Below are 16,584 nucleotides of genomic sequence, written 5' to 3'. Positions count from 1 at the left end.
GGCGGCCCCATTTAGCAACATCACGCTAGAAGGACCGCTTCTGGCTGCGGACGTTGGCGTGAATACGGCCTGGCCGTCAGTTGCAGTTAATTCGAACCGGGATCGGCGTCAAATGCGAGCATGGTCGGTTTGAATTGCGTGCCGTTGCAACTACATCCTTAGCGTCTTTTAAAAGACTAACCCGGTTCTCCGTTCCGTTGTACCTTGAACCCCATACTAACGACGACCCAAGAAGCCTTTTACAAAACCGGCCAGGCTGCGCAGCGCGCGCGCCTCCAGCGCGAACAAGCGCGTCAGCCAAGTCGGTAACTTGACGTCGCTGGCCAGCTTTTCAGCGATTTCTTCAGGCGTTTTGTCAGACGCGAAAATTGCCTTATAAAAGTTAAACAAGATTCTGATCTCGATCAGTACAAGCACCACCATCGCCGTCGTGCGCAGCCAGCTGAGTGAACCGAGCACGTGCTGATGCTCAAGGGGAACAATGTGGCCAGTTGCCCAGATCCCGAGCGAAGCGAGACATACCGCGCGCACGATCGCCGCTGCTCCTCGGGAGCGGTAGCACCAAAGGTAGAGTAGCGGCAGAACAACCACCAAGTCGAATACCACTGCGGCTTCGAGCAGGCGAGGATCGCTCCAGTCCTGGACATAAAGCGCGCTTACGTCGCCAAGGACTACGGCACTTGCCAATGGGTAGAACTAGTTGTTGCGCAACCAGGCAAACGCCATGCGATCTTCTGGAAATAATCGACTCATTGCTTTCCCCTAATGAATAAATACTGAAGCCACCGTTTTGAGAAATACGCGACAGTCCGCGATTAGCCGAACTCAGTCGCGTCCTAAACGGCTACGCGTCCACTCGTCCGCAACCTCGCCCGTGTTTTTCGCATTGCCATTGCGCATCCACGCCATGAGTTCACGGTCGAATTTGAAATGTGGTCCACACTCATGGGCAAGAAACCGCCGAACGTTTTGCCTGTTGCGGTAGTCAACATCGATTGCCGTTGTGCGTGATATTTCTCCACCATGCCAATCGAATTTCATATGCAACATCTCAAATACTGGAAAACGTCCGGCTGCTATTGGCGGGTTGCCTCTTTGTTCCACTTCCAGATAAGCTGTTCGTTTGTCCCAGGAGGCAGTTAGCGCATCTCGAAGGCGCAGCATGAAATCCTGAGGTCGCTCGTTCATTGTCTCGAGCCATCTATATTCTTTCGCTAAAACATCATAAAATCGAACTGAGCTAAGTTCGCTTTGGTCAAATGCAGTCGGCTGCCCCTAGCATAGCATGTCACTAATCAAGCGTTAACAGTGATAGGTTCTAACTGACGGTGATGTTGGAAACTAAAAAATTTGACGTTGACTCCATTCACCACCAGGTAACTACCACTCATCCCCGATAAAGTGACATTCGTCGGATACTCCGCCGAATGCCAATGCCGTAGCTCCAAAGTAAGCGGATTGCCACATTCAAATGTGGTACGACTTGCTGCCAGATTTTTCGCATGCGAAGTTCCGCTTTCGCCCCGAAGCAGACGTAACCGACATGTCCAAGATTAACTTAAGTCAGTCGTATTTGACGCGTTTTTAACTGATCGATTTGGCGAGCTTTCGACTCTTCGGAGTAAGGCTCTGAGGATGAATCGAAGGGCTTGTAAACTCCCAAATCGTACATTTCATAATACTTTGTCATTGCTTCTGTCCAGGAAGATGCTTCAAACGTTGCAATAAATCGAGCATCAGCCGTCATAAATTCCGGCCGACTCCCGTTAGCAATACAAACCGTTATTCCATCTTCCTCCTCCCAAACCTCATGTAGTAAAGATGCCATTTCTACCTCTAGATGATTGAGTAGCCAGGTCAAAAAATGAATGTTGCTATACGACCGCTTCTGGCCGATTGACGACCGCACCTCAGTTTTTTATACCAGAGAATGCGCCACATTCAGTGCATCGCCCGAGCGAATAATTGTCGCATACTCACCATCTAGATTAGCAAGCGCCATCGCGTGAACCTCATCGGCAGAACGCGCTACCCCGTTGAAATCGGTTTTCGCATATGCATACGTACCGTCTGATACAACGAAGGTTTTGAAGCCTAGATTGCCTGCGGTCCGCGCTGTACTCTCCACGGAATTATTGGTGCTTACTCCGACGATGACGATACTTGATTCTCCGCGCGCATGAAGCCAGCGGTCAAGACCGGTATTGATGAAGGCATCCGGCACATTCTTCTCGACCACATGCTCATGCGCCAATGGCGACAACTTCGGTTGAAACTCTACACCAGGTTGGCCAGGCCAAAACGGCGAACCGGGCGTTCTAGAGATGTGGCGAACGTGAACCACTGGCGCTTTTCGAAGCCGCCAATCCCTCAGAAGCCTAGCAATCGTGTCCTCTGCTTGGTGATTATTCCGAACTTCAGCTTTAGGCCAAGTCATTCCAACTTGCATGTCAATGATTAAAAGGGTCGTCATATAAATTGTAGTATTTTTCGGAGCGAGTTGACTGGCCGCTATTGGCCGCTTGCCGTCGTTGGCAGGTACCGCCCCATTGGATGCTTTACTGACCCTTTGCAACTGTCGTCCAGCCAGTGCTTATGAGCAGTTCAGCAGTGTCTAGTGAACTCGTGGCAATTTAAACATCCAAGAACATCATCACAGCCGACAATACTAGCAACTGAAAAAAAGCGAGAAACAAAGCTCGTGGTGTCGGCGGCATGAACTTCCATTGCAAGCTCTTCGCCGGTGAAACCAAAGCAGATTTATTGCTCCCTACGCAAGCAAATAGTGCCGATAGCGCCAAGGAAAAAAACCTTACATGAGCCGGTAAAACTTCAGGAGCAAAGGCACAGCCAAAGAACATTAACGAGAAAAAAAATAGAGAAATGCGGGAAATTTTCTGTCCCAACTGAAGTCGTATTTTATATTCCATAATTTTTATCATTGATTTTAGTTATTCAAGTTTCGCTTCAACGGCTGCTTCTGGCTGCGGATTCAATCGGTGGTCGCAACACTCTAACCTAAACGGCTAGGTTACAGGAGTGTTGAAGATGAAACAGAAACCACCGATTTATGCGCAGAGAACTTCCGAGCTGGCAAGCGTACAGCCACGCCCCTGCGACTTGGCTTTGTAGAGGGCGACGTCGGCACGCTCAAGCATATTCTCTATGGAGTCGGTTTTGTGCATACGCATGGCGATGCCTCCGCTGTAAGAGAGTGCAAAACCCAGTTCGTTGAACGAATGCAGCGCCAGCCACTGCCGCATGCGTTCGTCGTAAGCTATGATCGAGGCGAGGTCGGCACAGTTGAGTAGCACGCAGAATTCCTCGCCGCCGTAGCGGCAGAACAGATCTCCGGCACGGCTCACAGCCCGTAAGCCAGTGACGAAAACTTGCAACGCCCTGTCGCCACCGGCATGGCCGTGCTTGTCGTTGATTTGCTTGAAATAGTCGAGGTCAAGCATCAACACGCCGAGCGGCTGCTTGTATCGCAAACTTCTGGCCAGGTCGATTTCGGACTTTAGTATCCAGGCGCGGCGGTTCAAGGCGCCGGTCAGACCGTCTAGCGTAGCCAACCGTTCCAGTTCCCGGGCCGCCTCGTCGCGGTGCGCAAGGAGGATGGCCACCACCGACATCATCATCATCGAGTTCGATGACAAGGCAAACACCCGGTTGATCAGATACGGCCCAAAAAAATTCGGAAACTCAGCGGTGTAGAACGCACCCAGCACGGCGCGGCCGGCAAGTACCAGCATCTGAACTGTAAGACATATGATTAATAGCCAACGCCAGCGTCCAACTGCTACCTGTGGCGCACGGCACAGGGGAACTATGATGGTTGCAATCTGCAATGCCAGCAGGCCATTCGCCCAGCCTACCCTGAACGGATAGTCGGAAAAACCGATGCAGTAGCCTACTGTCATCAGTACGGCTATGGCGGCTGGAATGCGAGCACTCGCCTTACGGCCGTACCACAATTGAAAGGCCATGGCATTGAAAACCATGCCGCCCGAGACGCTGCCCATTGCCATCGTTGACAATAGGTGGTCGGCCCAGCCGCCCCGTTCAAAAGTGCTTGACCACAGCAGGAAAATCCAACCTGCAGTTTGCAATACGATACCGGCTTGTGCATAGCGCGCAGCACGGTTCACCCGCCCCATAAAATAGGGCAACGCCACGGCCATGATCGACAGGTTAAGTGTCATGCCGAAGAATAGGGTCGATACGTCCGTTATAGCCACTATCGCACTTTCAAAGTAATCCAAGGGGCCGTATTATCCCAACAAACCTGCATCCACTTAAAATCGGCAATTACTTACTTGAGGCAACTTTAGTTTGGCATCTTTCGTTTGGGGCTCAACCGAATTGGTGGTTAGCGTGCGTAAGCTGTTTCTCGTTGATAAAGCGACCGTATGCTCTTGGCCGAGCGCTGACGTCACGTCAAGCGGGTGATATTTCTCGGCGGCGTCAACGTCGATTTTGTCGTTCATCGTTGATAGCGAACGCTCACCGCTTGCCTGGAGGTCTGAGACCATCCGAAATTGTTGCCGCTCGATCTTTTCAACACAATAGGCCGCAAGACATTCGTCGCTGCCAATAGTGCTCGCCGTAAAACAGTCATCTTCCCGTTTCCAGACATACTGAGCAGCAACATCCCAGAAGCTGGAAAGGAAGGAGATGTTTCTGGCAAGGCGCACCACGCCAGAAATGGGTCAGGCATATGCGTGCACCAGTAGAAAGCCAGCAAGCGGAACGACGGCAAACAGCACAACAACGCCAAGGCATCCTGATTTCGATCCAGATCTGGAACCGGCAGGAGAAGCGCTACGCGCACGCTCTCGTGGCGTCCTGGCATGCACCCATTTGATATGACAGGACTGGCAAAAAAAGGTGGTTTTGTTGTTACGCCAGGCTTCGATGGTTCGATCGGTATGGCGTGCAACCGTGCCGCAACGGGCACATTCGAAATGTGTTTCTTTGGGTAGTTTTTTAGAAAAGTACTTGCCGGCAAAGAGCATGACAACAAGTCCGGCTACTATTGCCCCCACGATCAATTCCATAGTCATTTGTTTTTCTGTATATGCATAGCGTTTACCATGGCTATTGCTAGCCCATCAGCGTACCCGAGCATAACGGATTGCCGGGCGGAAAAAATAACACATTGTCACATCAACGCGAATGGCCGCTTCTGGTCCCCACGAGCAAGTCCGCCTGCACTACTTCTATCAACCTTTATTATTTGGCATCTTGCTTTCATAATCGCCCACACCCACATTACACTTTGGAAACCTAAGATTTCTTCAGTTGACACCCTTGCAGCGCATCCATAAGATGCCCTCATTATTCATTTACGGAGTCCCACGTGGGTACTTGTTCTAGTGACAGTAGCCGATCTTGTATCGGTGATTGCCTCGGCAGCTAAACAGCAAGCAACGCGGAACTCTCTTTCCTCCGTGCCTTGCTGAGCAAGGTGCGGTGTCTCGTGCGGCCAGTCTGGCCGCGCGCCTCCCCCCTCTTTCCGATCGCGACCGGCTACTGACCCGGATTGCCCGCCAGCGCCATGCTTCGACATGCCGCGTTGGCGGCACGCAAGTCTTGCCTGCGGCTGCGCCGCCCGTCAACACCTCGTCGTGAAAGGAAGAGCATGAATCTCTTCACCCGTTTGTTCGAATCGTTCCTGCGCAAGCGCCATACGGCCGGCCATTTCCGTCGCCGCGCCATGCCACTGGAAAACAGCACGGCCCGTCCCGTGCCCGACCACCTGGCGCGCCAGCTGCTGGGCGCCGCCCACGAAGATCTGGACAGTGCCCTGAACCGCCTGCATACGCGCCTGGAAGGCTTGCGCGATGCCGAGGCGCAAGTCATCGGCGCACAGACGGGTCCGAATGAAGTCGAGCATGAAAAGCCGCTGGCCTGGTACCAGCACCTGTGGCTTTGCTACAAGAATCCGTTCAACCTGCTGCTGACGGTGCTGGCCATCGTGTCCTACCTGACGGAAGACCCTAAGGCCACCATCGTCATCGGCACCATGGTGATTTTGTCGACCCTGCTGCGCTTCGTGCAGGAAGGCCGCTCGAACCGGGCCGCCGAGCGCCTGAAAGCCATGGTCAGCAATACCGCCACCGTGCTGCGCAATGGCCAGCAGATCGAGCTGCCTATCCGCCAGCTGGTGCAGGGCGACATCATCGTGCTGTCGGCCGGCGACATGATCCCCGCCGATTGCCGCTTGCTTTCCGCGAAAGACCTGTTCGTCAGCCAGGCCGCCATGACGGGTGAATCCTTGCCCGTGGAAAAGATGGCGGAACTGGCCGATGCCCATGGCAAAGACCCGATGGACCTGGGCAATTTGCTGTTCATGGGCACGAACGTCATCTCGGGCGCCGCCACGGCGCTGGTCTTGGCCACAGGCAACCGCACCTATTTCGGCACCATCGCCACGCGCGTGACGGCCACCGAGCGCACGCCGACGGCGTTTGAAGCGGGCGTGAATAGCGTCAGCTGGCTGCTGATCCGCTTCGCCCTCGTGATGGCGCCGCTGGTGTTCCTGATCAATGGCTGGACCAAGGGCGACTGGATGGAAGCGTTCCTCTTCGCCCTGTCCGTGGCCGTAGGCCTGACGCCGGAGATGCTGCCCATGATTGTCACCAGCACCCTGGCCAAGGGCGCCGTGAAACTGTCGAAAAAGAAAGTCGTCGTGAAACGCCTGGATGCGATCCAGAACTTCGGCGCCATGGATGTGCTGTGCACGGACAAGACAGGCACCTTGACGCAGGACAAGATCGTGCTGGAGCGCCATACCGACGTATTCGGCCAGCAATCCGATGAGGTACTGCAATTTGCCTACCTGAACAGCCATTACCAGACAGGCCTCAAAAACCTGCTGGACCGGGCCGTGCTCGACCATGTTGAACTGCAAACGGAAATGCAGCTGGCACGCGATTACGTCAAAGTCGATGAAATCCCCTTCGATTTCGTGCGCCGCCGCATGTCCGTTGTCGTTTCCGAAAAAAATGATCACCATGAACTGATTTGCAAGGGCGCCGTCGAAGAAATCCTCGCCGCCTGCAGCCATTTGCGCCTGAATGGCGTGAACGTGCCGCTCGATGCCGCCCTGCTGGCGAAAGTGCTGGAAACCACGCACGGCTTGAACGCGGAAGGCTTGCGCGTGGTGGCCGTGGCCGTCAAGGAAGTGCCGCCGCATAAAACCGTGTACGGCGTGGCCGATGAGACGGCACTGACCCTGATCGGCTATGTCGCCTTCCTCGATCCGCCGAAGGAATCGACGGCGCCCGCCCTGCGCGCGCTGGCGGAACATGGCGTCACCGTGAAAGTCTTGACAGGCGACAACCATCTGGTGACGGCGAAGATTTGCCGCGAAGTGGGCCTGGCCGTGCATGGCGTGCTGCAAGGCCCGCAACTGGACGACATGGATGACGCTACCCTGGCCAGGGCAGCCGAAGACAATACCGTGTTTGCCAAGCTCAGCCCGCTGCACAAGGAGCGCCTGGTGCGCGCCCTGCGCGGCAATGGCCATATCGTCGGTTTCATGGGCGACGGCATCAACGACGCGCCAGCCCTGCGCGCGGCCGACATCGGCATTTCCGTCGATTCGGCCGTCGATATCGCCAAGGAAGCGGCCGACATCATCCTCCTGGAAAAAAGCCTGATGGTGCTGGAAGAAGGCGTGCTGGAAGGCCGGCGCACCTTCAGCAACATGCTCAAATACATCCGCATGACGGCCAGCTCGAACTTCGGCAATGTATTTTCCGTGCTGGTGGCCAGCGCCTTCCTGCCGTTTTTGCCGATGCTGCCGCTGCACTTATTGGTGCAAAACCTGCTGTATGACGTGTCGCAGATCGCCATTCCCTTCGACAATGTCGACGCTGAACTGATCCAGAAGCCGCTGAGCTGGAACCCGCGCGACATTGGCCGCTTCATGGTGTTCTTCGGTCCCATCAGCTCGATCTTCGACATCAGCACCTTTATTTTGATGTGGCATGTGTTTGGCGCGAATACGCCAGAACAGCAGACCCTGTTCCAATCCGGCTGGTTCGTCGTCGGCTTGCTGACGCAAACCCTGATCGTGCACCTGATCCGCACGCCCAAGCTGCCCTTCATCGACAGCATCGCGTCCGTGCCCCTGCTGGTGGCCACCACTGCCATCATGGCCGTGGGCGTGTTCTTGCCGATGGGACCGCTGGCGACTTACTTCAAGCTGCAAGCCTTGCCACTGGGCTACTTTCCATGGCTGCTGGGCATCCTCGTCTGCTACACCGTGCTGACGACGTTCATGAAACGCGTGTATCTGCGCAAATTCGGCTGGCAATAGTATGATGAAAGGCTGTTTCCTCTACAAAAGGCGCGCATGAGCGGCTCCCCCCTTTCCAAACGTCATCAGGCCCTGCTGCTGTCGGCGCTGGTATTTCCCGGCAGCGGGCATTTCCTGCTCGGACGCAAGACGCGTGGCTGCCTGTTCCTCGTGCCGGCGTTGATCGCCCTGTTGCTCATATTGCGCCAGATCATGGCACGCTTGGACCAGCTTATGGCACAGATCGACAGTGGCGCCCTGCCCCTCGATGTGCAGCTGATCATGGAAAAAGTGGAGCTGCTCTCTGCCAATGACGGCCCCGCCATGACGGTGGCCGTGGGCGTGCTGGTGGCGTGCTGGATAGGCAGCCTGATCGACACCTTGCTCATCAAGCCATGACGGCAGAATCACAGGCGCGCAAACAGCGCAAGGAAGCAAAGATGCAGGCGCGCCGCGCGCAGCTGGCGCTCAGGCGCCAGGACGACGGCGGCCCGCAGGCCTGGCGCGGCTGGTTCGATGGCTCCGCCCACCCGAACCCGGGCAAGCTGGGCATAGGCGCCCTGCTGCTGGGGCCGGATGGCGAGCGCATCGAAGTGAGCCAGGCGGCCGGCCATGGCAGCAGCAGCGAAGCGGAATATGCGGCACTGATAGCCGTGCTGCAGGCGGCCCAGGGCGTGCGCCCGCCGCCCGTGCAACTGCTGCTGTACGGCGACAGCCAGGTGGTGATCAACGATGTGCTGGGAACGACGCCGCAGGGCGCCAAGGGACTGGAAACGCACAGGGCCACCGTAGTGGCCCTGCTGGAACAATTCAATGATGTGAGCTTGCGCTGGCTGCCTCGCCACAGGAATGGCGAGGCGGACCGGCTATCGCAGCTGGCGATCGCCGGCTGGGTAGAGGATGCTGCATTGCCGGAAGATTAAGCAGCGCGGCCGATCTGCAACGTTTCTTTCTGTTCTTTTACAGCTGGGCGCTTCATCCCCTTCAAGCCACTGACACTGGCCTGCTGGCCATTGAGCTTGAATACGCTGACCACTTGCGCCAGATTGTGCGCCTGGTGCTGCATCGATTCGGCGGCGGCCGCCGACTCTTCCACCAGGGCCGCGTTTTGTTGCGTCACGGCATCCATCTGGCCGATGGCCCGGTTGATCTCGTCAATGCCCACGCTTTGCTCGCTGCTGGCCGCCGTGATTTCCGTGATGATGTCGCTCACGCGCTGCACGCTGTCGACGATATCGTTCATCGTCGAACCGGCTTGCGCCACCAGCATGCTGCCCGCGTTGACTTGTTCCACCGAGGCGCCGATCAGGGTCTTGATCTCTTTTGCTGCAGAAGCCGAACGCTGCGCCAGGTTGCGCACTTCGGACGCCACCACGGCAAAGCCACGGCCCTGCTCGCCGGCGCGCGCCGCTTCCACGGCCGCATTCAGGGCCAGGATATTCGTCTGGAAGGCAATGCCATCGATGACCGAAATGATGTCGACGATCTTGTTGGACGAAGCGTTGATCGATTCCATCGTGCCCACCACTTGCGCCACCACGGCGCCGCCCTTGACGGCCACCTGCGCGGCCGACGCCGCCAGTTGATTCGCCTGGCGCGCATTGTCCGCATTCTGTTTCACGGTACTGGTCAGCTCCTCCATCGAGGAAGCTGTTTCTTCCAGCGAACCGGCCTGCTCTTCCGTACGGGAAGACAAGTCCTGGTTGCCGGCGGCAATTTGCGTCGAGGATGTGGCGATGCTGTCGGTGCCGCTGCGCACTTCACTGACGATGTTGAGCAGGCTGGTGTTCATGTCCTTCAACGCTTGCAGCAACTGGCCCGTTTCATCCTTGGCGCTGGCATCGATTTGCGCCGTCAAGTCGCCATCGGCCACCTTGCGGGCAATCTCCACGGCCGTGCGCAGCGGACGCACGATGCCCATCGTCAAGACCCAGGCGCAGACGACGCCAAAAGCCAGCGCCAGCGCGGCCAGCGCCAGCAGCAGGTTGCGGCTGGTCTTGGCTACGGCATCGATCTCGCGCGCGGTGGCGTCGATGCTGGCGCGCTGGTGTTCCAGCATGTTCATGATGACTTTCTGGTACTTCGTCGAGCCAGGCACGAACACGGTCTGGAAGGCCTTCTCCGCTTCCTCCGTCTGGCCAGCCGCCTTCAGCTTCGATACTTGCTCACGGGAATCCAGATATACCTTGCGCATCTCACTGACCTGGCGGAACAGTTCTGTTTCTTGCGGGCCGGAAATCAGCGCTTCGATTTTCTTTTGTAATTCACTCGAGACAACGGACGACTGTTTCGCTTCTTCCGCAAAATACGGTCCCAGCGAGGTGTCGGCGCTACGCACGATGGCCGTGGTGCGGCGGATGCCGCTGTCGATCTTGCTGTACCAGTCGGAAATATAGCGTTCCTTCGCCAGCGGCTGCTCCATCATGGTGCGCGTAGCGGTGGCCACGTCGTGCAAACGCCAGACGCTGATGCCGGTAATGACCATGGAAAACAGCAAAATGACGGCAAAACCCAGGCCGAGACGCACACCAATACTGACGTTTCTTAACAAATTCATGTGAATATCCTAAAAAATCGGAACCAGACTATATAAAAGGAACTGAAGGCTGCGGCGGCACGGGGCGGCCGCAGCCTTCAGCGTGCGCCCAGGCGCAAGGCGGATTGTGGCGCTGCCGGGCGCTTCAGCGTGCTCGCGCCACTCACCTTGGCCTGCTGGCCATTGAGCTTGAATACGCTGACCACTTGCGCCAGATTGTGCGCCTGGTGCTGCATCGATTCGGCGGCGGCCGCCGACTCTTCCACCAGGGCCGCGTTTTGTTGCGTCACGGCATCCATCTGGCCGATGGCCCGGTTGATCTCGTCAATGCCCACGCTTTGCTCGCTGCTGGCCGCCGTGATTTCCGTGATGATATCGCTCACGCGCTGCACGCTGTCGACGATATCGTTCATCGTCGAACCGGCTTGCGCCACCAGCATGCTGCCCGCGTTGACTTGTTCCACCGAGGCGCCGATCAGGGTCTTGATCTCTTTTGCTGCAGAAGCCGAACGCTGCGCCAGGTTGCGCACTTCGGACGCCACCACGGCAAAGCCACGGCCCTGCTCGCCGGCGCGCGCCGCTTCCACGGCCGCATTCAGGGCCAGGATGTTCGTCTGGAAGGCAATGCCATCGATGACCGAAATGATGTCGACGATCTTGTTCGACGAAGCGTTGATCGATTCCATCGTGCCCACCACTTGCGCCACCACGGCGCCGCCCTTGACGGCCACCTGCGCGGCCGACGCTGCCAGTTGATTCGCCTGGCGCGCATTGTCCGCATTCTGTTTCACGGTACTGGTCAGCTCCTCCATCGAGGAAGCTGTTTCTTCCAGCGAACCGGCCTGCTCTTCCGTACGGGAAGACAAGTCCTGGTTGCCGGCGGCAATTTGCGTCGATGATGTGGCGATGCTGTCCGTGCCGCTGCGCACTTCACTGACGATGTTGAGCAGGCTGGTGTTCATGTCCTTCAACGCTTGCAGCAACTGGCCCGTTTCATCCTTGGCGCTGGCATCGATCTGCGCCGTCAAGTCGCCATCGGCCACCTTGCGGGCAATCTCCACGGCCGTGCGCAGCGGACGTACGATGCCCATCGTCAACAGCCAGGCACAGACGACGCCAAAGGCCAGTGCCAGCGTCGACATCAATAACAGCAAGTTGCGGCTGGTGCTGGCGATGTCATCAATCTGGCGCGCAGTGGCGTCTATGGTGGCGCGCTGGTGCTCCAGCAAGCCGTAAACCATCTTCTGGTACTTGGCTGCAGCGGGGACAAAGGTTTTTTCGAACACTTCGTTGGCGGCCTCGGCCTGGGCCCCGCCCTTGAGTTTGTAGACCTGGTCGCGCGAGCCGACGTAGACCTCGCGCAATTCCAGCAAGCTGGCGAACATGGCCTGCTCTTGCGGGTCCTTGAGCAGCGCCGCGATCTTCTTTTGCAGGACAGCCGAGCTGGCGGTAGACACTTTCGACTCTTCGGCGAAATAACCGCTCAGCGAGGTGTCGCTGCTGCGGGCGATGGCGATCGTGCGCCGCACGGCGCTGTCAATGCGTGTATACCAGTCGGAAATATAACGTTCCTTGGCCAGCGGTTCTTCCATCATCGTGCGCGTGGCGCTGGCCACGTCATGCAGACGCCAGACACTGATGCCGGTGATGATCATGGAAAACAGCAAAATGACGGCAAAGCCCAGTCCCAGACGGACCCCGATGCTGACGTTTCTTAACAAATTCATGTGAACTATCCTAATATCTCGAAGAGAGGCCCTGCAGCCAGCGCCTGGAACAGCATGGCGGACGCCGCCAAATCTGTCCCGCCAAGTAAACTGGCGCACGGTTCGGTTGAACCGTGCGCCAAGAAAATGCGCTAGCGTGCTCCCTGCGGAAACGATATGCAATACTTAATGTCAATAGTTTTTGACAATATGCAGGGCAATTCTCTTCACTGCGCCATTAAGCAGCCAGTTTCTCGATCAGGCCCATGTCGGCGCTGGACATCAGCTGGTCGATATCGACCAGGATCAGCATGCGCTCGTCGATGGTGCCCAGGCCAATCACGTATTCCGTGTTGATCGAGCGGCCCATGTCCGGCGCCGGCTTGATCTGTTCCGGCAGCAAGGTAGTGACGTCGGACACGCGGTCCACGACCATGCCGACCACGCGGTTGCCGATATTGAGGATGATGACGACGGTGAACTGGTCATAGCTGGGCGTGCCCAGGTTGAACTTGATGCGCATGTCGACGATCGGCACGATAATGCCGCGCAAGTTGACCACGCCCTTGACGAACTCGGGCGCGTTGGCGATGCGGGTCGGCGTTTCATAGCTGCGGATTTCGCTGACTTTCTGGATGTCGATGCCATACTCTTCCTGGCCCAGGGTAAAGGCCAGGTATTCGGCAGCCTTGGCAACGGTTGCGCCAGTATCGCTGGAAATGGTGTTCATGATAATCCTTTCGTTAACTCGCCTGGGGCGCAGGCCAGGACACGCTGCACGCGCGCCCTGGACGTGACAAGCCATTCACGATTCAATGAAATGGCTGCCACTTGTATGTTTTTGCAAATACTTTTCAGCAATTAGCTGATGTCTCTAATTTCCGTGCGGCAATGTTACCCCATGTAAATTTTACATGCACTAAAAAAGAGCGATTCCCGGACTGATGCTTTTCCAAAATGCACTTATGTAGCAAATACGGCACGCCAGCGCACCAAGCTCCCGCCCACGTGCGGCGGCGTTTTATGCCACACTGGCGGCCCCTGCTTTTGACGACTTTGAACCATGCACTCTTTACTTTCCCAATGGCAACCACGCCTGCTGGCGCTGGCCATGGCCGGCTTGGGCGACGACAGCGCCCACGATATCAACCATTTGCACCGCGTGTGGCGCAACGCCGCCGTCCTGCTGCAGGAGCATGGGCAGGCCGATGCGCTCGTCGTGATGGCTGCTTGTTACCTGCACGACCTGGTCAACTTGCCGAAAAATCATCCTGAACGCCACCTGGCCTCGCGCCAGGCGGCCGTGCTGGCTTGCCACCAACTGGCAGAGCTGGATTTTCCTGCAGAAAAACTGGCAAGCGTAGCGCACGCCATCGAAACGCACAGCTTTTCCGCCAATCTGCCGCCGCACACCATCGAAGCGCAAATCGTGCAGGATGCCGACCGCATCGATGCGCTGGGGGCCGTGGGATTGGCACGCCTGTTCTATACGGCGGCGCGCATGGATAGCGCATTGGCGCATGGCAGCGATCCGCTGGCCGAACATCGCGCACTGGACGACAAGGCATACGCGCTCGACCATATCGTCACCAAGCTCGACAAGCTGCCCGGCAAGATGCAGACGGTGGCTGGGCGCGCCCTGGCCGCACAGCGCCTGGCCGTGCTGACGGATTTTCGCGCCGCCTTCGCCGCCGAATGGGCGGGTGGGTTCTAGCATGGGTGGCGATAGCCAGCAGCGCGCATGCTGTCTATAATACAAGGCTAAGCTATCGCGCCGCGCCTCAGCAAAAACTGCAACGCGCCGGCGCAACGCCAACGCGCCGAAAGCATGCATGACCGATAAAGCCAGCCCCGACAGCCATTCCCCGTCCGCCCCCGCGCGCGCCGGCAACCTCAATTTTATCCTCGTCTGCGTCTTCATCGACATGCTGGGTATCGGCCTGGTGGTGCCCGTGCTGCCCATCCTGATCGGCGACTTTGTCAGCGGCAAGGAAGCGCAAGCATTCTGGTACGGCATCATGGCAGCCGTCTTCGGCTTGCTGCAGTTCATCTTCATGCCCATGCTGGGCGCCATCAGCGACCGCGTGGGACGCCGTCCCGTGCTGCTGTACTCGATGGCCGGCATGGGCATCAATTTTCTCGCCACGGGCTGGGCGCCCAACCTGGCCTGCCTGTTCATCGGGCGCATCATCGGCGGCGTCTCGTCGGCCAGCATGTCGGTCGCGTCCGCCTATGCCTCCGACATTTCCACGCACGACAACCGCGCCAAGAGCTTTGGCAAGATCGGCGCGGCCTTTGGCCTGGGCTTCATTTGCGGGCCCATGCTGGGAGGCCTGCTGGGCGAGATCAATCTGCACCTGCCGTTTTACGTGGCGGCGGGCCTGTCGGCGGCCAATTTCATCTACGGCTATTTCTTCGTGCCCGAATCGCTGCCGCCGGGTCCGCGCGCGCCATTTACTTTGGCGCGCATCAATCCGTTTGCCGCCCTGCTGAAACTGGTGCGCCGCGTGGACATCCGCGGCCTGGTGCTGGCCTTCGGCCTGATGACGTTTGCGCAAATGATGCTCAACACCACCTGGGTGCTGTACACGCATTTCCGCTTCGACTGGACGCCGCGCCAGAACGGCATCGCCCTGTTCTGCGTGGGCCTGTGCGCGGCCGTGGTGCAGGCGGGCTTGCTGGGGATACTCATCAAGCGCTTTGGCGAAGTGCGCTTGTCGCTGCTGGGCATGGCCTCGGGCGCCCTCACCTACCTGCTGTACGGCCTGGCCACGCAAGGCTGGATGATGTATGCGTTGATTTTGTGCAACCTGCTGGCCTTTGCCGCCGGTCCGGCCCTGCAAGGCATCATCTCGAAGGCGTCCGCCGCCAGCGAACAGGGAGAGCTGATGGGCTCCCTGCAATCGATCAGCAGCCTTGGCATCATCATCATGCCCTTGCTCGGTAGCATGATCCTCGGCGAAGTGAGCCACTTGCCGCCGCAGGACTGGCGCATCGGCAGCACCTTCTATCTGTGCGCCATCATGCAAACCCTGGGCATCCTGGTGGCTTGGCGCTACTTCAAGGCACAACGCCAGGCCAGACTTGTGGTTTCCACCACAAAGTAGTCGGCAAGATAATATTGCATTTGAGAAATTAATAGGCGAGAATGGGATAATCAAGCGGGCGTTGCCAACGCCCGCGATTCGATGGCAAGCAAGGATGGGTATGACTGACTTTTATTCCAGCGCCTGGCGCCGAACCGTGGCCATGCTGGCGCTGGCGCTGGCGCTGCCGTCACTGGCGGGCGCGCAATGCTCGCGCGATATCCAGGTGCCCGTCTCGGCCATCGGCGCCAGCGTGGTGATCAATGGCGCCAGCATCGGCGGCATCTATCCCGACTTGCTGCGCAGCATGGGCGCCAAGCTCGGCTGCAACTTCATCTTCACGGCCGTGCCGCGCGCGCGCCTGGAAGCGATGTTCGAGGCGGGCAAGGCCGATATGCTGATTCCCGCCAGCAGCACGCCGCGGCGCGACCAGCACGGCCTGTTCATCCCCCTGATGGGCAACCGTCCCCTGCTGATCTCGCTGCAAAGCGCGCGCGCGCCCGTCAACACCATGCAGGAACTGATCGAGCGGCGCGAATTGCGCGTGGCGCTGGTGCGCGGCTACGATTATGGCGTGTCCTACCAGGCGCTGGCCAAGGAGCTGAGCAGCCAGGGCCGCCTGTTCTACGAAGTCGATGCACTCTCCGTGGCGCGCCTGATGCAAAGCGGCTTCATCGACGCCACCATCATGAGTCCCACCATCCTGGCCGGCGTGGCGCAAAACGACGCGCGCGTGTATGGCCTGGCCGACCGCCTGCGCCTGGAAGCCTTGCCGGAATTGCCGTGGGGCATGAGCGGCGTCTACCTGTCGCGCAAGTCGCTGACGGCGGAAGACCAGGCGACCCTGCGTGAACTGCTGGAAAAAGCGGGCCGCTCGGGCACCTTGATGGAAGGCTTCCAGCGCCATCACCGCCAGGAATTGCTGTCGCTCAGCATACGTCCGCGCTAAGG

Annotated in this window: 17 protein-coding genes; 6 read left to right on the top strand and 11 right to left on the bottom strand. The window is 58.0% G+C overall.

The genetic code is table 11. The features are described from left to right. Positions 1 to 216 precede the first annotated feature (216 nt). The 8 genes from CLU92_RS27345 to CLU92_RS27325 all read right to left on the bottom strand — a co-directional run bounded on the left by CLU92_RS27345 (position 217) and on the right by CLU92_RS27325 (position 5,063). Positions 217 to 687, bottom strand: coding sequence for a hypothetical protein (locus CLU92_RS27345; RefSeq protein ID WP_143452527.1), 471 nt, complete (start codon positions 685 to 687; stop codon positions 217 to 219). Between the two features lie 138 nt (positions 688 to 825). After that, the gene (locus CLU92_RS28080; protein ID WP_257560968.1) at positions 826 to 1,188 is read right to left on the bottom strand and encodes a DUF6434 domain-containing protein; all 363 of its coding nucleotides are present in this window, start codon (positions 1,186 to 1,188) and stop codon (positions 826 to 828) included. Positions 1,189 to 1,558: 370 nt separating this feature from the next. Next, positions 1,559 to 1,828, bottom strand: coding sequence for a hypothetical protein (locus CLU92_RS27340; RefSeq protein ID WP_143452526.1), 270 nt, complete (start codon positions 1,826 to 1,828; stop codon positions 1,559 to 1,561). Between the two features lie 90 nt (positions 1,829 to 1,918). Next, the gene (locus CLU92_RS04320) at positions 1,919 to 2,473 is read right to left on the bottom strand and encodes a cysteine hydrolase family protein (protein WP_101480873.1); all 555 of its coding nucleotides are present in this window, start codon (positions 2,471 to 2,473) and stop codon (positions 1,919 to 1,921) included. Between the two features lie 160 nt (positions 2,474 to 2,633). Then, positions 2,634 to 2,930, bottom strand: coding sequence for a hypothetical protein (locus CLU92_RS27335; RefSeq protein ID WP_133992109.1), 297 nt, complete (start codon positions 2,928 to 2,930; stop codon positions 2,634 to 2,636). A gap of 138 nt (positions 2,931 to 3,068) precedes the next feature. Beyond that, the gene (locus CLU92_RS04315; protein WP_243858140.1) at positions 3,069 to 4,262 is read right to left on the bottom strand and encodes a GGDEF domain-containing protein; all 1,194 of its coding nucleotides are present in this window, start codon (positions 4,260 to 4,262) and stop codon (positions 3,069 to 3,071) included. 33 nt (positions 4,263 to 4,295) lie between these two features. Beyond that, the gene (locus CLU92_RS27330; RefSeq protein ID WP_133992111.1) at positions 4,296 to 4,697 is read right to left on the bottom strand and encodes a hypothetical protein; all 402 of its coding nucleotides are present in this window, start codon (positions 4,695 to 4,697) and stop codon (positions 4,296 to 4,298) included. A 12-nt stretch (positions 4,698 to 4,709) separates the two neighbouring features. Then, positions 4,710 to 5,063: a hypothetical protein gene (locus CLU92_RS27325; protein ID WP_143452525.1), complete on the bottom strand. Its 354-nt coding sequence runs from the start codon at positions 5,061 to 5,063 to the stop codon at positions 4,710 to 4,712. A gap of 578 nt (positions 5,064 to 5,641) precedes the next feature. On the opposite strand from CLU92_RS27325, the gene mgtA reads away from it, so the two are divergent. From mgtA to CLU92_RS04295, 3 genes are read left to right on the top strand one after another with little or no spacing between them, the layout of a single operon-like run. Continuing rightward, positions 5,642 to 8,326, top strand: coding sequence for a magnesium-translocating P-type ATPase (gene mgtA / locus CLU92_RS04305; protein WP_101480870.1), 2,685 nt, complete (start codon positions 5,642 to 5,644; stop codon positions 8,324 to 8,326). Positions 8,327 to 8,362: 36 nt separating this feature from the next. Next, positions 8,363 to 8,704 carry a DUF6677 family protein gene (locus CLU92_RS04300; protein ID WP_101480869.1) on the top strand — a complete coding sequence of 114 codons (342 nt, stop codon included), beginning with the start codon at positions 8,363 to 8,365 and terminating at the stop codon, positions 8,702 to 8,704. Next, positions 8,701 to 9,228, top strand: coding sequence for a ribonuclease HI family protein (locus CLU92_RS04295; RefSeq protein ID WP_101480868.1), 528 nt, complete (start codon positions 8,701 to 8,703; stop codon positions 9,226 to 9,228). The genes CLU92_RS04300 and CLU92_RS04295 overlap by 4 nt, the downstream gene beginning before the upstream one ends. On the opposite strand, the gene CLU92_RS04290 is transcribed toward CLU92_RS04295, so the two are convergent. The 3 genes from CLU92_RS04290 to CLU92_RS04280 all read right to left on the bottom strand — a co-directional run bounded on the left by CLU92_RS04290 (position 9,225) and on the right by CLU92_RS04280 (position 13,277). Then, complete coding sequence (locus tag CLU92_RS04290) at positions 9,225 to 10,862, bottom strand: methyl-accepting chemotaxis protein (protein ID WP_101480867.1); 1,638 nt, start codon at positions 10,860 to 10,862, stop codon at positions 9,225 to 9,227. The genes CLU92_RS04295 and CLU92_RS04290 overlap by 4 nt on opposite strands. 77 nt (positions 10,863 to 10,939) lie before the next feature. Beyond that, a complete protein-coding gene (locus CLU92_RS04285; protein ID WP_101480866.1) occupies positions 10,940 to 12,568 on the bottom strand; it encodes a methyl-accepting chemotaxis protein in 1,629 nt (542 codons plus the stop codon). A gap of 217 nt (positions 12,569 to 12,785) precedes the next feature. Beyond that, the gene (locus CLU92_RS04280) at positions 12,786 to 13,277 is read right to left on the bottom strand and encodes a chemotaxis protein CheW (protein ID WP_101480865.1); all 492 of its coding nucleotides are present in this window, start codon (positions 13,275 to 13,277) and stop codon (positions 12,786 to 12,788) included. A gap of 333 nt (positions 13,278 to 13,610) precedes the next feature. On the opposite strand from CLU92_RS04280, the gene CLU92_RS04275 reads away from it, so the two are divergent. The 3 genes from CLU92_RS04275 (at position 13,611) to CLU92_RS04265 (ending at position 16,582) form a co-directional block, all read left to right on the top strand. After that, on the top strand, positions 13,611 to 14,261 hold the full coding sequence (locus CLU92_RS04275) for an HD domain-containing protein (protein WP_101480864.1): 651 nt from the start codon (positions 13,611 to 13,613) through the stop codon (positions 14,259 to 14,261). A gap of 118 nt (positions 14,262 to 14,379) precedes the next feature. Next, on the top strand, positions 14,380 to 15,654 hold the full coding sequence (locus CLU92_RS04270) for a TCR/Tet family MFS transporter (protein WP_101480863.1): 1,275 nt from the start codon (positions 14,380 to 14,382) through the stop codon (positions 15,652 to 15,654). 100 nt (positions 15,655 to 15,754) lie between these two features. Next, a complete protein-coding gene (locus CLU92_RS04265) occupies positions 15,755 to 16,582 on the top strand; it encodes an ABC transporter substrate-binding protein (RefSeq protein ID WP_101484486.1) in 828 nt (275 codons plus the stop codon). Positions 16,583 to 16,584 lie beyond the last annotated feature (2 nt).

The sequence above is a fragment of the Janthinobacterium sp. 61 genome (assembly GCF_002846335.1).
GTDB lineage: Bacteria > Pseudomonadota > Gammaproteobacteria > Burkholderiales > Burkholderiaceae_D > Janthinobacterium.
Note: the sequence above shows the minus strand (reverse complement) of the source record. Positions and strands in the feature narration are given on the sequence as shown.

Coding starts and splice junctions, on each gene's coding strand:
- CLU92_RS04320 (WP_101480873.1), bottom strand. CDS start 2,473: ATGACGACCCTTTTAATCATTGACATGCAAGTTGGAATGACTTGGCCT.
- CLU92_RS27325 (WP_143452525.1), bottom strand. CDS start 5,063: ATGACTATGGAATTGATCGTGGGGGCAATAGTAGCCGGACTTGTTGTC.
- CLU92_RS04290 (WP_101480867.1), bottom strand. CDS start 10,862: ATGAATTTGTTAAGAAACGTCAGTATTGGTGTGCGTCTCGGCCTGGGT.
- CLU92_RS04295 (WP_101480868.1), top strand. CDS start 8,701: ATGACGGCAGAATCACAGGCGCGCAAACAGCGCAAGGAAGCAAAGATG.
- CLU92_RS04280 (WP_101480865.1), bottom strand. CDS start 13,277: ATGAACACCATTTCCAGCGATACTGGCGCAACCGTTGCCAAGGCTGCC.
- CLU92_RS27335 (WP_133992109.1), bottom strand. CDS start 2,930: ATGGAATATAAAATACGACTTCAGTTGGGACAGAAAATTTCCCGCATT.
- CLU92_RS04265 (WP_101484486.1), top strand. CDS start 15,755: ATGACTGACTTTTATTCCAGCGCCTGGCGCCGAACCGTGGCCATGCTG.
- CLU92_RS04285 (WP_101480866.1), bottom strand. CDS start 12,568: ATGAATTTGTTAAGAAACGTCAGCATCGGGGTCCGTCTGGGACTGGGC.
- CLU92_RS04275 (WP_101480864.1), top strand. CDS start 13,611: ATGCACTCTTTACTTTCCCAATGGCAACCACGCCTGCTGGCGCTGGCC.
- mgtA (WP_101480870.1), top strand. CDS start 5,642: ATGAATCTCTTCACCCGTTTGTTCGAATCGTTCCTGCGCAAGCGCCAT.
- CLU92_RS27340 (WP_143452526.1), bottom strand. CDS start 1,828: ATGGCATCTTTACTACATGAGGTTTGGGAGGAGGAAGATGGAATAACG.
- CLU92_RS04300 (WP_101480869.1), top strand. CDS start 8,363: ATGAGCGGCTCCCCCCTTTCCAAACGTCATCAGGCCCTGCTGCTGTCG.
- CLU92_RS28080 (WP_257560968.1), bottom strand. CDS start 1,188: ATGAACGAGCGACCTCAGGATTTCATGCTGCGCCTTCGAGATGCGCTA.
- CLU92_RS04270 (WP_101480863.1), top strand. CDS start 14,380: ATGACCGATAAAGCCAGCCCCGACAGCCATTCCCCGTCCGCCCCCGCG.